14 protein-coding genes are annotated in these 15,574 nt (G+C 31.4%); 8 read left to right on the top strand and 6 right to left on the bottom strand.

Going from position 1 to position 15,574, the window contains the following annotated elements:
• Positions 1-182 precede the first annotated feature (182 nt).
• Both M4I21_RS06135 and M4I21_RS06130 read left to right on the top strand, forming a co-directional pair.
• The gene (locus tag M4I21_RS06135) at positions 183-1,385 is read left to right on the top strand and encodes an MFS transporter (protein ID WP_249558238.1); all 1,203 of its coding nucleotides are present in this window, start codon (positions 183-185) and stop codon (positions 1,383-1,385) included.
• Positions 1,382-2,143 carry a DJ-1/PfpI family protein gene (locus M4I21_RS06130; RefSeq protein WP_249558237.1) on the top strand — a complete coding sequence of 254 codons (762 nt, stop codon included), beginning with the start codon at positions 1,382-1,384 and terminating at the stop codon, positions 2,141-2,143. Before M4I21_RS06135 ends, M4I21_RS06130 begins: the two co-directional genes overlap by 4 nt.
• Here the strand turns inward: M4I21_RS06130 and M4I21_RS06125 are convergent.
• From M4I21_RS06125 to M4I21_RS06115, 3 genes are all read right to left on the bottom strand, one after another.
• Positions 2,130-3,542: an alpha/beta hydrolase gene (locus tag M4I21_RS06125; RefSeq protein ID WP_249558236.1), complete on the bottom strand. Its 1,413-nt coding sequence runs from the start codon at positions 3,540-3,542 to the stop codon at positions 2,130-2,132. The two genes, M4I21_RS06130 and M4I21_RS06125, sit on opposite strands and share 14 nt — an antisense overlap.
• Before the next feature lie 128 nt (positions 3,543-3,670).
• Complete coding sequence (locus M4I21_RS06120; RefSeq protein WP_249558235.1) at positions 3,671-4,504, bottom strand: mechanosensitive ion channel family protein; 834 nt, start codon at positions 4,502-4,504, stop codon at positions 3,671-3,673.
• A 57-nt stretch (positions 4,505-4,561) separates the two neighbouring features.
• The gene (locus M4I21_RS06115; RefSeq protein WP_249558234.1) at positions 4,562-5,026 is read right to left on the bottom strand and encodes an Lrp/AsnC family transcriptional regulator; all 465 of its coding nucleotides are present in this window, start codon (positions 5,024-5,026) and stop codon (positions 4,562-4,564) included.
• A gap of 114 nt (positions 5,027-5,140) precedes the next feature.
• Between M4I21_RS06115 and M4I21_RS06110 the strand changes: the two genes are divergently transcribed.
• A complete protein-coding gene (locus M4I21_RS06110) occupies positions 5,141-5,530 on the top strand; it encodes a hypothetical protein (protein WP_072304772.1) in 390 nt (129 codons plus the stop codon).
• A 75-nt stretch (positions 5,531-5,605) separates the two neighbouring features.
• On the opposite strand, the gene M4I21_RS06105 is transcribed toward M4I21_RS06110, so the two are convergent.
• Positions 5,606-9,055, bottom strand: a complete 3,450-nt coding sequence (locus M4I21_RS06105; RefSeq protein ID WP_249558233.1) for a methylmalonyl-CoA mutase family protein — start codon at positions 9,053-9,055, stop codon at positions 5,606-5,608.
• 144 nt (positions 9,056-9,199) lie between these two features.
• On the opposite strand from M4I21_RS06105, the gene purU reads away from it, so the two are divergent.
• The 4 genes from purU to M4I21_RS06085 all read left to right on the top strand — a co-directional run bounded on the left by purU (position 9,200) and on the right by M4I21_RS06085 (position 12,484).
• A complete protein-coding gene (gene purU, locus M4I21_RS06100) occupies positions 9,200-10,048 on the top strand; it encodes a formyltetrahydrofolate deformylase (RefSeq protein ID WP_249558232.1) in 849 nt (282 codons plus the stop codon).
• Positions 10,049-10,536: 488 nt separating this feature from the next.
• Positions 10,537-10,875, top strand: coding sequence for a Crp/Fnr family transcriptional regulator (locus M4I21_RS18645; RefSeq protein WP_349628837.1), 339 nt, complete (start codon positions 10,537-10,539; stop codon positions 10,873-10,875).
• 67 nt (positions 10,876-10,942) lie between these two features.
• A complete protein-coding gene (locus tag M4I21_RS06090; protein ID WP_207174468.1) occupies positions 10,943-11,551 on the top strand; it encodes a short chain dehydrogenase in 609 nt (202 codons plus the stop codon).
• 159 nt (positions 11,552-11,710) lie between these two features.
• Positions 11,711-12,484, top strand: coding sequence for a hypothetical protein (locus M4I21_RS06085; protein WP_249558231.1), 774 nt, complete (start codon positions 11,711-11,713; stop codon positions 12,482-12,484).
• Between the two features lie 155 nt (positions 12,485-12,639).
• On the opposite strand, the gene M4I21_RS06080 is transcribed toward M4I21_RS06085, so the two are convergent.
• Positions 12,640-13,779 (bottom strand): hypothetical protein, encoded by a 1,140-nt coding sequence (locus M4I21_RS06080; protein WP_249558230.1) that lies wholly within the window; start codon positions 13,777-13,779, stop codon positions 12,640-12,642.
• A gap of 465 nt (positions 13,780-14,244) precedes the next feature.
• On the opposite strand from M4I21_RS06080, the gene M4I21_RS06075 reads away from it, so the two are divergent.
• Entirely contained in the window at positions 14,245-14,382 is a 138-nt protein-coding gene (locus tag M4I21_RS06075) for a hypothetical protein (protein ID WP_249558229.1), read from the top strand.
• 519 nt (positions 14,383-14,901) lie between these two features.
• Here M4I21_RS06075 and M4I21_RS06070 read toward each other — a convergent pair.
• Positions 14,902-15,573 (bottom strand): bifunctional 4-hydroxy-2-oxoglutarate aldolase/2-dehydro-3-deoxy-phosphogluconate aldolase, encoded by a 672-nt coding sequence (locus M4I21_RS06070; RefSeq protein ID WP_249558228.1) that lies wholly within the window; start codon positions 15,571-15,573, stop codon positions 14,902-14,904.
• Position 15,574 lies beyond the last annotated feature (1 nt).

Here is a 15,574-nt window from a genome sequence, read left to right as displayed (position 1 = left end):
TTAATTAGCTTTGCTTATCAATAATAGCGAAATGCAAAAATTATCAATTTACAAATCATCTGTCTACTGTACCTTAACAAGGTGTCAGCGCTGCTGTATATAATATTGAAATAAACATATTTACAATACAATTACTAAGCCTGACGAAAAAAAATCGTCAGGCTTTTTTTATACCAACCAAAATGAAAAATCTTTATGCAAATTACATAAGCTCTTTTAAAGGGCTGTCTACTGAGGTATGGTGGCTAGCTCTAATTACACTAATTAATAGAGCCGGCACAATGGTGATCCCTTTTTTATCGCTCTATCTAATTAATGATGTTGGTCTAACATTAGAAAATGTTGGTATTGTTATGTCTTGTTTTGGTGCAGGTTCTTTAATTGGCTCGTGGTTAGGAGGTACTTTAACAGATAAATTTGGGTATTATAAAGTAATGCTCTTTAGTTTATTTAGTAGTGGCATTTTATTTGTTGCATTACAATTTTTACACACTTACGAGTCTATCTGTGTTGGCATATTTATACTTATGATTGTTGCAGATTGCTTTAGGCCTGCAGCTTTTGTAGCACTTATTGCATATAGCAAACCTGAAAATAAAACAAGATCTGTTACACTAATTAGACTAGCTATTAATCTTGGTTTTTCTGCCGGACCTGCGGTAGGCGGAATTATAATAACATCTTTAGGTTATGTTGGACTTTTCTGGGTAGATGGTTTAACTTGTATACTAGCCAGTATTTTACTTTTAGTGGTCTTAAATCCTAAAAAAGCTAGAGTAATGGATAGCAGTAAAAACGAAAATCCAAAATCTGCTTACGGAGATGGTTACTATTGGGTATTTGTAGCTGCTATGGTTTTATTTGGTTTTTGCTTTGTACAATACTTTTCCACCGTGCCTATTTACTATAGTGATATATACAAGCTAGACGAATTTAAAATTGGACTATTATTAGCGATGAATGGCTTTTTAATATTTGCTTTTGAAATGCCACTTATTAAATACTTAGAAAAATTAAACCACTCTAAAACCAATTATGTAATTTTTGGTTTAGCTTTAGTTGGCCTAAGTTTTTTACTCCTTAACTTGTTCTCTTGGGCAGGTATATTAGTCATTGGCATGTTACTAATGACATTAGGAGAAATGATTGCTTTTCCGTTTTCTAACGCTATTGCTATGGAGCGCTCCAAAAGGGGTAACCAAGGAGAATATATGGCTTTATACAGTATTGCTTTTTCAATTTCTCATATTTTTGCCCATAATTATGGTATGCACTCTATTGCCAATAATGGCTATACTTTAACCTGGAATGTTATTACTATAATATCAGTCTTAGGTATTTTACTACTTTTACTATTAAAACGAATAGCAATTACAAACAAATGAAAAAATTAAACTATATAATTTTGAGCTTACTAGTAACTCTAGTTATTGCTTGCACTAACAAAAAGAAAGAAGTACTGGCAACAGAAAAAAAGCTAGAAGAAGTTAGTCCAAAAAGATTTTACCCCAAATTAGATTCTACACGTTACAATGTAGCATTTTTAATAATGGACGGTACTTTTAATACTGAGTTTACAGCTCCTTTTGATATTTTTCAGCACACAAAATTTAGAAAAAACATTAAGTCGATGAATGTTTTTACAGTGGCAAATACCTTAGAACCAATTACCACTTTTGAAGGCGTACGCATTTTACCAGATTTCAATTATATTGAAGATGTATTGCCAAAAATTGACATACTAGTTGTACCAAGTGCAGAGCACCATTTGGATTCTGACTTAAAAGATACCGCTATGCTTAATTTTGTAAAGAAGGTAAACAAGGATGCATTATTTATAACATCTCATTGCGATGGCGCTTTTGTACTTGCCAAAGCTGGTGTTCTAGACAGCGTAACCTCAACTACATTTCCTAGTGATATAGAATTATACAAAAAGACTTTTCCGCACTTAAAAGTGGCAGACAATGCATTATTTGTACACGATAAAAAGTATATTACCTCTGCTGGTGGCGCTAAAAGTTTTGAAGCAGCACTTTACTTATGTGAGCATTTATACGGCAAAGAGGTAGCACAATCTTTAGCTGGCGGTTTGGTTATAGACTGGGATGTTAATAAGGTACCACACCTTATTCTTCCTTAAGAATATAGCGACCTTTTTTTAAGTATTTTTCAATTAGTTGATTGTACTCTGGCGTAATTTTCAACAATGTGGTAAACTCTAAATCATAGAGTTTATCTGCATTGGTGTATCCGTTTTTAAGTAATTCTTCTAGGTAGAAAATAGAAGTTCCAAAATCATCGTTTTTAGCACTAAGAGCTATTATTTCTAAATATGCATCGTATGCTTCTGGTGCTACTATAGTCTTTAGCATATATAAAAAGCTAAGCGCATCATAATCTATATTTTTTTCTACTAAATTAGATTCTGTAAAATCATCGGTTAAAGCAACTAAGTAGCTATGTAGCCTATGCCCCATTTTCTGCTGTTCTAGATCAGTGCTGTTTTTAAACTTACTTATTTCATCTATCTGATGCGCCCACCAACCTAAATTATTAAAATTATAGGTGTATGCATCTTCCTCTATATAGTAATTAAAATCATCTTTTAAAGATTGCTCTTTAAAAAACATATTATTCTCTGCTCGTCTTAAAGATTTGTAAATTTTGTTTTTACGTAGCTCATTGCTTTTATCTTTTAAGGCTTCAATATTTTTAAAAGGCTTATAAACTACAATAGACTGATCTATTAAGTCTTTTGCTTTTTTTAATTTATTAGCAGCAACTAAATTATTTATTTCACTTGTAATTGCAGTAAAATTCTCTGTTACATAAGTAGTATCCTTACTAACATTGCCCTTTGCCATTGCAGATAACTTGAATATAGAAAAAGCTTTATCTATACTATTTTGACTAGGCCATTCCTTAGCTTCATCTACCACAAACAATTGATTGGGAAACTTTAATCTATTTAAGATGGTTCTATTGCTTAGCATTGCCATATAGTTATAGTTAGATGAACTAACAATACCTATATACTGGTAAGGCTTATCTACATTTATAATTTCTATATTACCTATAGCTGCGTTATAAGACAACACACCATCTATATTAGAAATAAAAGCGGGTATTGTTGTGGCTAACCGTCCGCCGGCATTAAAACCAGAAATATATACTTGACTATCGTTTAAAGGTAACATACTTACAATTGCATTGTATGTTTTGGTAAATGCTAGTATATTTTTAGATATTGATAGTGTATCGTTTAAATTATTAGAAGCAGCTAAAATATACCCTTCTCTTTCTGCTGTATTTGCCAATAAACGTATTACCTGTTTTTCCTTGCCATTGTAATCTACAATAAACATAACGGGCCACTTTTTATCAGTATTAAAATTTGAAGGAAGAAAAAGTGAAAAACTTTGTGGTAATGAGTCCGATACTTTTATAGCATCTACAACTACTCCTTTTTTTAATCTTAATTCTTGCGCAGAAATCTGTAAGCTCACAATAACAAACAGCAGTAATACTAATTTTTTCACAGGTTACGGTATTTTCTTGTTAGTTGGTTACCATTAAAAGCTAAAAGTAACGATTTATTCTTTGTATTTAACACAAAATATAACATCAAAAATCTAGCCAAAAGAAAGAAAATATAGATCAAAAATAATTAATCTCCTATTGATCCCATTTCTACACCCTCTGAGTATGCTACTTGTATACCGTGTTTACTGAATGCATTTTTTATTGCTTTATTAGCCTCAAAAGTAACTGGCCAATAATCGTCTGGATTTACAAAAGGTCTAACTAATAATTGTATAGTATGCGTATCAAAAGTTTGAATACCGATATCCGGAATTGGATCTTTTAATACCCCTGGAAGTTCTAATAAAGCATCAATAATAATAGTTTCTACTTTAGGAAAACTCTCTGAGTACGGCATCGTTACTAACAACTCTAGCCTAATCATTCCTTTTTCTGAGTAATTAGTTACTACCGAGTCTGTAATCTTAGAATTTGGTATAATTAGAACTTTGTTTCCTGGAGTAACAATATCTGTACTAAAAATCCCTATTTCAGAAACACGTCCAAATTTATCCTCTAGCTGTATCCAATCATCAATTTTGTATGGTTTTAATGTCAGAATTAAAATACCTGATGCAAAGTTTCCCAAACTACCTTGCAATGCCATACCAATAGCAAAACTAACAGCAGCTAAAATTGCCATTAACCCCGTTAAGTCTGCACCAACAATAGAAGCCGCAATAAATAAAGCAGTACCTTTTAATAAAACCCCGACTAAAGAAGATACAAATGGACGTAGTGTTTTAGAAATGCCCGTTTTTTCCAGGGCAACACCAATCATTTTTAATATCTTTTTTATTACCTTAAAGCCTATCCAAACAACTAGACCTGCACCAATAATACGAGGTAAAAAATACACCGCTTTATCCGTTGCTATTTGCATGTACTTTCCAATAATGTCTAAATCTTCTGCTTGCATTTCTATTGAACTAAAAAGATATATTTATTTTAAAGGCGCAAATTACAAATTTACTGTCTATTCTCTATTCAACGCCTCTATTTTTTTAATAGGCCCGTTAGAAACTACATCAGATAATATAATATGGGTACGCGCTTCTCCATATTGTATTAATCTATCTATAAATTGTTCTAAATGAAACTGGTTTCTAAGTACCACTTCCATTATAATATTTTCGTTACCCGTAATTCTATAACAATTTATAACCTCATCAAAAGTGGTTACCAATTCTAAAAATGGTTTTAGTTTCCCCATAAAAGCACGCAATGTAATAATTGCTTTAAGCTGATAGCCAGTTTCTGTATGAGATACCATAGCCTTGTAACCCGTAATAACACCCAGGTCTTCCATTTTTTTTACTCGCTCTGCTACCGCAGGAGCAGATAAGCCTACTTCTCTACCAATATGAGCAAAAGATTCTCTTGCGTTTTTCTGTAGATAGGTAATGATTTTCCATCCAATTGCATCAATCTTGTTATTCAAAGCTTTTTGTGTTTAAAATATTTAGAATCAAAAGTAAATATAAAAATTCACTTTTGATTCATAATCATAACAATAGAAATAAGGATGTAATTTTATAATATAATAGACACAGTAATGCCATACAGAAATCTTAGCACAGTACCGGTTTACAAAAAAGCGCTTGCGCTTTGCCACACTAGTAGAGAACTAGCTTCTTATTTTAGCTACAATAAAGATTTGTTGCACTTATACAAGTCTAGTAGCTTAACAGATATTATGGCCAACTCCATACTAACAGACGCTATCTTGTTGCCTATACAAATAGAGCAAGCAGAGCGCAGTGACTGTAAGCACGCTAAGCTTAATAGTATTCGGTTTATTAATATTATTACCAGGAACATCTTGTCTTACTGTAATGGTTTAGAGCACCACGGTGTTAAAGAAAAAGAATACTTAAATATTTTACGCACAGAAATTACCAGCTTTAGAAAAACATATAAAAATTGGCGCAAGTCTTTACGCTAAAAAAACAGATACTTAGTAAAACAAAAAAACACCTAATAGATATTAGGTGTTTTTTTTGTTTACTGTAATTTTAGACTACATATTTCTACGGTACTGCCCTCCTACTTGGAAAAGCGAACTTGTTATTTGTCCTAATGTACATACTTTAGAAACCTCCATTAGTTTCTCAAAAATATTTTCATTCTTTACAGCTGCCCTTTGTAAGTCTTCTAATAGTTCTTCTGTATTTTCAGCTCTACTCTGTACACTTTTTAAGGTTTCAATTTGCGCTTGTTTTTCTTCTTCGGTAGCACGTATAACCTCTGCAGGCAATACTGTTGGCGATCCTTTAGAACTTAAAAACGTATTTACACCAATTATAGGAAACTCTCCTGTGTGTTTTAATGTTTCATAATACAAACTTTCTTCTTGTATTTTAGATCGCTGGTACATTGTTTCCATTGCACCTAAAACACCACCACGTTCGGTAATTCTATCAAACTCTAATAAAACAGCTTCTTCTACAAGTTCTGTTAACTCTTCAATTATAAATGCACCCTGTATAGGATTTTCATTTTTAGTAAGTCCTAATTCTTTATTTATAATTAATTGTATTGCCATTGCACGTCTAACAGATTCTTCTGTTGGTGTTGTAATAGCCTCATCATACGCGTTTGTATGCAAAGAGTTACAGTTATCATTAATAGCGTATAGCGCTTGTAATGTAGTTCTAATGTCGTTAAAATCTATCTCCTGTGCGTGTAAACTACGCCCAGATGTTTGTATATGGTATTTAAGCATTTGTGCTCTTGGGTCTGCACCATACTTTAATTTTAAAGCTTTTGCCCATATTTTACGTGCAACTCTACCAATTACTGCGTATTCTGGATCTATACCATTAGAGAAAAAGAAAGATAAGTTTGGTCCAAACTTATTAATATCCATACCTCTACTTAAGTAATACTCTACATATGTAAAGCCATTAGCTAATGTAAATGCTAATTGTGTTATTGGGTTGGCACCAGCTTCTGCTATATGGTAACCCGATATAGAAACCGAATAAAAATTACGAATTTCTTTTTCTATAAAGTACTCTTGTACATCGCCCATTAAACGCAAAGCAAATTCTGTAGAAAATATACAGGTATTTTGCGCCTGATCTTCTTTTAAAATATCTGCTTGTACTGTACCACGCACTTGCGCTAACGTACTTGCTTTAATTTCTGCGTATACATCTGCAGGTAGTACCATATCACCAGTTACACCTAATAACATAAGACCTAAACCGTCGTTACCTTCTGGCAAACCTCCTTGGTATGTTGGTCTGTCTAAACCTTTACTATCATAAACCTCTTTAAATTTAGCTTCAACCAGTGCTTCTAAGTCATTTTCTTTAATATACTTTTCGCAATTTTGATCTATAGCGGCATTCATAAAGAAACCTAATAACATAGGAGCCGGACCATTAATAGTCATAGAAACCGATGTCATAGCGTGACTTAAATCGAACCCAGAATATAATTTTTTTGCATCATCTAAACAACAGATTGAAACCCCTGCATTACCAATTTTACCATAAATATCTGGTCTATGGTCTGGATCGTTACCATATAAAGTAACCGAATCAAAAGCAGTAGAAAGCCTTTTGGCTGGCATACCCAAACTTACGTAATGAAAACGTCTGTTTGTACGTTCTGGTCCGCCTTCACCAGCAAACATACGCGTTGGATCTTCTCCTGTTCTTTTAAACGGATATAAACCTGAGGCATACGGAAATTCTCCTGGTACATTTTCTTGTAAACACCAGCGTAAAATATCTCCCCAAGCTTGGTACTTTGGTAAAGCTACTTTAGGTATTTGCGAATGAGATAATGACTCTGTATGTGTTTCTATCTTAATTTCTTTACCTCTTACTTTAAAGCTGTAAATAGGTTCTTTGTACTTATTAACCTTAGCATCCCAGGTCGTAATAACTTCCCAGTTATACGGGTCTAAATTCATCTTAACCCTATCAAACTCTTTAAAAAGTAAATTTAAAAAATCTTTATCTACTTCTTCTTTTACGTTTTCTAAAATTGCATCTGCGTCTAATCCGCTTTTAATTAATAAAGCAACTTCATTCTTAGCCGTATTAGAAACCGATAATATTGTTTGATATACTCCGTATAAACGTTGTGCTACCTTTGCTTGTGTATCTACATTAGCATCATAACCTCTATTGCTTTCTGCTATTTCTGATAAATAACGTATACGAGCCGGTGGTATAACAAATACCTTATCTTCTACCTCGTTTGCAAATTTAAAAGTAGATTGTAAATCTGCATTTGCTTTAGTCACTAATGTTTCCATAATTCGGGTGTACAGCCTGTTCATGCCTGGGTCGTTAAACTGGCTAGCCATAGTACCAAATATTGGCATATCTTCTTGTGGCGTGTCCCATAAATTATGGTTACGCATGTATTGTTTTTTTACGTCTCTAATTGCATCTAGTGCACCACGCTTATCAAACTTATTAAGTGCAACTAAATCTGCAAAGTCTAACATATCTATTTTCTCTAATTGTGTAGCAGCACCAAATTCTGGCGTCATTACATAAAGAGATACGTTACTGTGTTCTATAATTTCGGTATCAGACTGTCCAATACCAGAAGTTTCTAGTACAATTAAATCGTACTCAGCAGCTTTTAAAACCTCTACTGCTTCTTCTACATATTTAGATAATGCAAGATTAGACTGTCTTGTTGCTAAAGAACGCATGTAAACACGGTCGTTATTAATAGCGTTCATACGTATACGATCTCCTAAAAGAGCACCACCGGTTTTTCTTTTAGATGGATCTACAGAAATTAAGCCTATTTTTTTATCAGGAAAATCTAATAAAAATCGTCTTACAAGCTCATCTACCAAACTAGATTTACCAGCACCACCAGTACCAGTTATACCAAGTACAGGTACATTTTTATCCGATTTTTCAACCTTAGAAAAATGCGCTACAAACTCTTCATGTCTGTTTTCTGCAAGACTAATTAATCTAGCAATTGTATTTATATCCTTGTTTCTTATCGACTTAGAAATAGAGGTGTTCTTTGGTAATTTTAATGCAGGCACAGGAAAATCGCTCTGTTCTACCAAATCATTAATCATACCTTGCAACCCTAGTTTACGACCATCATCTGGCGCATAAATTTTAGTAATACCGTGATCCATTAAGTCTTTAATCTCTTCTGGTAGTATTACACCACCACCGCCACCAAATATTTTAATATGTGTTGCTCCGCGCTCTTGCAACAGATCGTACATATATTTAAAATACTCGTTGTGCCCACCTTGGTAAGACGTTATTGCAATTGCATTTACATCTTCTTGTATAGCACAGTCTACAACTTCTGCAACACTACGGTCGTGCCCTAAGTGAATTACTTCTACGCCTGTAGATTGTATAATACGGCGCATTATATTTATTGCTGCATCGTGGCCATCAAACAAAGCCGCTGCTGTTACAATTCTTATTTTATTTTTTGGTGTATATGGTTTCTGTTGTTCCATTCCTGTTAAATAGCTAATTTTAGACTTGCAATTTACGAAAATTGCAAAAAATATCACCTAAAACATCTAATATTATAAAAATAACAAAAACTAAGGAGCCTTATTTGATAATACCCTAAATTAGTTAGCTTAATTTTACTATTTATGAAGCTAACTATACTTATTAATTGTCCTGACCAAGCTGGTATTATAAGCAGTGTAACCAATTTTATACATACTAGGGGCGGCAATATTGTATATATAGACCAATATGTAGATAAAGAAAGTGCTACTTTTTTTATGAGATTAGAGAGTGAGTTTAGCAATGCACTTACATATGCCGAGTTTAAAGCTGAATTTAAAACAAGTTTAGCTGCATTATACCAAATGCAATGGGAAGTACACAAAGAAATTACGGTACCAAAAATGGCCATTTTTGTTAGTAAGTACAACCATTGTTTGTACGATTTATTAAGCAGACATAGCTCTGGAGAACTAGACGTAGAAATACCTTTAATTATAAGCAATCACGAGAAAGCAGAACGTATTGCTACCCAGTTTAATATTCCGTTTTACCATATACCTGTAACAAAAACAACAAAAAAAGAAGCTGAAGAAAAGCAACTGGATTTATTAGCAGAATTTAAGGTAGATTTTATTGTACTTGCTAGGTATATGCAAATTGTTAGTCAAACCGTTATAGACCAATACCCAAATAAAATAATAAACATACACCACTCTTTTCTACCCGCTTTTGCAGGTGCTAAACCATACCACGCAGCTTATAAAAGAGGTGTTAAAATTATTGGCGCTACGAGTCATTATGTTACCGCAGATTTAGACGAAGGCCCAATTATAGAGCAAGATGTTACAACCGTGTCTCATACACACAGTATAAACGATTTAATTGCTAAAGGTAGAGATCTAGAAAAAATAGTACTTGCTAGGGGTATAAAACTTCATATAGAACGAAAAACGATGGTTTTTAATAATAAAACGATTGTTTTCCTCTAAAAACCTAATTTTAAATACTTTACATTTATACAGACGTATCTGAAACAAGTTTAAGAAAAATAAAAATTTCGTTTGATAATTTATAAAACATACATAAATTGTAAGAAAACTAAGAATAAGAGTTGTTTTTATAAAAAATATGCAGAATGATAAATGGAACAAAAGTTCCGAATATCCTGCCATATTGGTGATATAAGAAACCTAAATATTTGTATATAAGTAAGTTGGAGATAATTTAAGCATACCAAACATCAAAGAAAGAAATGAACGAATATTTAAAATCATTTAATTTATTTACAGACATTGAAATTAATGATTTCTTGAATTTATCTCAAACTATTTTATTAAAAAAAGGCGATTTATATATTAATAATAATGAAATTTGCGACTCTATAGCTTTTGTCAAAAGTGGAATTTTTCGTTCCTATTATTATTCAAATAATGACGATTAAATCACATATTGTTTTACTTTTCCTAATAAATTATTAATGGCTTATTCTTCATTTATTTCACAAAAAAAATCTGAAGAAAATATTCAAGCGCTAACAGATGCTGAAATAATTTCAATACCAAAAGCAACGTTAGAAAATTTAGCCAAATCAAATAGTAATTGGTTGCGTTTTTTGAAAATTATTGCCGAAAAGGAATATGTTGAATTAGAAAAATGGATATTTAATCATCAAAAAGATAAGGCTCAACAACGCTATTTAGATTTAATTACAACGCAACCTGAATATATCAAAGAAATTCCACTACATTATATAGCTTCTTACCTAGGCGTTACACAACGTCACCTAAGTCGAATAAGGGCTAATATTACGTATTAGACAAATGTCCTCTTCATAAACCTTTAGTGCTTCATAAATTTGCATATAATTTAAAAACAAATATTATATGAAAACAATAATTTTAATTGGAGCAAACGGAAAAATGGGACAAGCTGCTTTAACTGGTCTTGGAAAACATAAAATTATAACCGCTGGACGGTCTGCCGATAATTATGACTTTCAAGTAGATATTACAAACGAAGCATCATTAAGGAAATTATACGAAGATGTTGGTCATTTTGATGCTGTTGTAAACACTGTTGGTGTTTGTGAATATGCAAATTTTACTGAAATGACCGAAGAACAATGGATGAGTACCATTTTAAGTAAAATGATGGGACAAATAAACATTGTACGTATTGGTCAAGAATATATTGCAGATAAGGGGTCATTTACTTTAATAACAGGAATTTTAAATACTAAGCCTATACCTTTTGCAATTGCTGATGCTACTACTAGTGGCGCTATTGACACATTTGTTAAATGTGTTGCTTTTGAAATGCCAAGAGGAATCCGAGTAAACTCAATAAACCCAACTGTTTTAGAAGAGGCTTGGGATGTTTATGGTGAAATGATGCCAGGTTTTGAGCCTGTTCCTGGAAAGTTAGTAGGTAAAGCTTTTGAACGTTCGGTTGATGGATTTATTACGGGTCAAGTAATTTTTGTAGATGCATAAATAAAAACTACCGCCAACACCATATATAATTTATTGCTAAGTCCTCACCTATTTACGAAAGTTTGTGAGGGCTTTTTATTTAGTTATTATTTACTAAATTAGGCGCTTACAACACGAAACAAACCGTACACGAAACATTGCATACAAAGCCTAAGAATCATGAGAACACTTTTAATTTTAATTTTATTTTTAACTTTAAATATTTCAAATTCTTTCTCTCAAAAAAAGGATTCTTTAATTTATAAGTATCACGAAAAATTCAAGATCTATAAAGAATTAAGCTCTAATACCTACTCCATTAAAAAAAACGACAAAAAGATTTTTTTTGAAAACCTAAAATTCTATCAAGCGTTAATAGGAGGAAAATATATGCAAATTTTAGATGACAAAAATAAAATTTCTTACATCAATTATAAAGGAAAAAAGATAAGGAAAAAAGAGAATTTGACACTAATGATTTGTGGAACTGGAGTAAAAGAATATCATTACAAAATAATTGAAAAAGGAGAGTACTATTTTTTAATAAAAAATGAATACTTAAATGATTTAGAAAATACTGTTTTATCAAAAAAAATTGATTCAATTCATAAAAAAGGGATTGAGAAAATTAACTTTTCAAATGGTAAAAAAGAAATAAATTATAACTCAGAATCTTTCATTTTTAACTATACAAAAACATTTCCTAATGCTTTAATAATTGATTTCAACCAAAAGCAAGGCATTTTATATGAAAAAGATGTACAGTTTTTTGACAAAGTGACATATAAATCTGGATTGTTTAAGGTGAAAATCAATAATAAACTTGGTTACTACGGCATAACAGAAGTTAAATACATAGAACTTGATGATTTTGAATACAGTTTAGCAAGATTCAAAACAATTGATAACAAAACTGGATATATAGATTCAGAAGGTAATGAATATTATGAATAAAGTCAGTTGTTAACAATGACAGGTTTAGAGGCTAATAAAACCTCATGCGGACTTTAGTGCAAAACTATAAGGTCTGTGTATATTTATTATGCCGCTAGCAAACACGCTAAAGGTTTTAGAAGTAAGTTTTTACTAGTAATTAATACTATAAGACGCTACCTGTAGCTCCTATTTGTTGGTTTAATTATAAATATTCCAGTGTTTTCAATTTGAGGTTCTAAATAATTCGTTTTTGGATCTATTGCAATTCCTGAATAATTTCCAAAATCGATAAAAGCCACTTTCGTTTTAGCTCTCATATTTTTAGGCAATTCATATAAGTAAAAGTCTACATCAGTATATTCATTTGCTAATGCATTATATTTAATTGTATTTCCCTTAAAAAATAGCTGTTCATTGTTATAGTTTAATTCAAAGTAAGCGAGTTTAAAAAAAGTGTGATTCATCCAATCCGGTAAACCGTAAGTACTTTTATTCTTTACAGCAACCATTTTGAATTCATTTGTAGTTTGATAGTCTAATTCTGGTTCATTTAAATTTTTAGTAAAATAGTTGTTTAAATTACCATCTCTTTCTTTTGCTGTGTAAAAACCACTTTGATTATCTTTTAAAGCGATTAATTTTTTATTTGAAAACTTTGAAGAAAATTTACTGTAATCAATTTGTGCTGTAGGGTTAGTATTTTTTGTAAACGTTTCGGGTTGTCTAAATTGATTATAATCTCCTTTTTGAGATAGCAACAAAATCCATTTATTATCAACTCTAAAATAGATTCTAAATTTAGTTGTTTCATTCCCTATTTCATTTCCATAGATAACTAAGTCAGCGCTATTATATTTTTTTTCAAAAATAGATTTGAAGTTGCTATTATTTAATTCAGTTTTGACATTTAATTTTTCCTCAAAAGGCATAAAAATAAGCTCTTTACCAGAAAAGTCATAAACTCCTTTTGATGTAAATACAAAGGGAATAAAATTATTATAATCTAAAGTACTTATGTACGATTTTTCATGTAATAGATCATCAGAAAACATCACATTTCCTTGGTTATCTAATTTAGTTAAACCGCTCTTATTTTTTAAATAAAATTGATTTTTTATACTGTCGTACAAAACTGGAAGAGTACCATTTATTGATGTAATTTCATAATTTTTTGAATGTACACGTTCTGTAATACTAGTTAAGGGTTTAAATTTCTCTAGTTCTGATAAACTAATTTGTTCTCTTATAAAACTTATACTTATAAACAGTACTATGATTATAAGTGTTATTTTTTTTAACCTAAGTATTTTCAAAATTATAGATAATGACTATTGTATAAAACATAATGTATAAACGATACTTACATTTTAGGGGTTAACATTTAGCTAAATATAAATATTTTGCTTTTAATTTCTCTGTTCTAAAGCCAAAATAGACCATTTCGCTATCGCGTAATATTCTATTCGGTGGACTTTAAACAATACACTAAACTCTTGATTAAACACAAAATTCGCATTAATTTTCTCACAATTTAAAACTATTTTCTGTACTACGATTACGAATATGTGGAATTGCACTAATTTTTAGTATAATTGGTAACAACATCAGTCTAAAAAGAAAAATTAACTACTTTTTTAAGTATAAAAAAACCATACCCATTAAAATAATGAATATGGCCTGTTGGTTGTGTCTAGTATAACCCTAATGTTTATTTTTTAATTTCTCTTTGCAGCAACTCTATGTATTTTTTTAGCTCTAAATCTTTATCAGATTGATTTATGTTTTTATGTTCGGCCTTGCTATGGAATATATTTGCTACTTTTTCCTGTGTATTGTCATCTGGATTATTAATTGCGCCAACAGCTATTATTGCTCCTAAACCAAGAGCAAGAGGTCCACTTGGTTTACTAGGATAGCATATAGGACATATGTAGATTTTACTAGCATCGTTTTCTTTAATCCACTCTGCTAAAACTTTATTTGCATACTCTTCTTCTAATTTTTTTGCTTGTACATATAACGGGCTTTCCTTTACATTAGATTCTTATAATTTTGCACTAGCCTTTGTTCTTCTTTCTCCACTTCGTTTTTCTTGTGCCGTAGCAAAAATAGTTACAAAGGTAAATACGGTAAATAGTAGTTTTTTCATTATAAAGGTTTTTATGGTTTTAATTATTTATTCAACTTTAATACCACGATCTAATTTCTATGTTTTAAAACACATTTTAATTTAAGCTTTTACAATTACAATTTAGAACTATTTTAAGCTCATAAACTTTTAATTGTATAACTATACCGTATTAAAGTATAAATGGTAGCTATAGCTACTTAAAGTGTAAAACACTATTAACTTTTAGACTTAAAAAAACCATACCCATTAAAAAAATGAATATGGCCTGTTGGTTGTGTCTAGTATAACCCTAAAAGGGCCTTTATTATTTTTGTTTCAGTTTTTTTATAACTGCAATTGTTTGCTGTACTGTAGTCTCCAAAATATTGTAATCTTTATTAGCTATAATGTCTTTACTTATTAATTTAGAGCCTATGCCCACACAAGTTACACCTGCGTTAAACCACATTGCTAAATTATCTTCTTCTGTGGTTACGCCACCTGTTGGCATTACACTTGTCCACGGTTGTGGCCCTTTTATGGCTTTTACAAAATCTGCTCCATAGGTAGCCCCTGGAAACAATTTTACCACCTCACAGCCTAATTCTTCAGCCGTGTTTATTTCTTTTAAAGAGCCACATCCAGGAGACCATAGTACTTTACGTCTGTTACAAACTATGGCAATATCTTCTCTAAAAGATGGAGTTACTATAAAATTAGCACCCATTTGCATATACATAGAAGCAGCAGCGGCATCTGTTACAGAACCTACTCCTAATGCCATACCTGGCAATTCTTTTATAGCGTATTTGTTTAACTCAGAAAATACCTCAAAAGCAAAGTCGCCACGAGCAGTAAACTCCATTAATGTTGCACCACCGTTATAACACGCTTTTAAAATATTCTTTGCTATTTCTATATCAGAATGATAAAATAAGGGTACTAACCCTGTTTCATTCATCTTATTAAAAACTTCTATTCTAGTATATTGTGCCATA

Origin of the sequence: Cellulophaga sp. 20_2_10 (assembly GCF_023476645.1) — a bacterium.
Taxonomy (GTDB): Bacteria; Bacteroidota; Bacteroidia; order Flavobacteriales; family Flavobacteriaceae; genus Cellulophaga.
The sequence above is the reverse complement of the archived record's forward strand: the minus strand, read 5'-3'. Positions and strand labels throughout refer to the sequence as shown.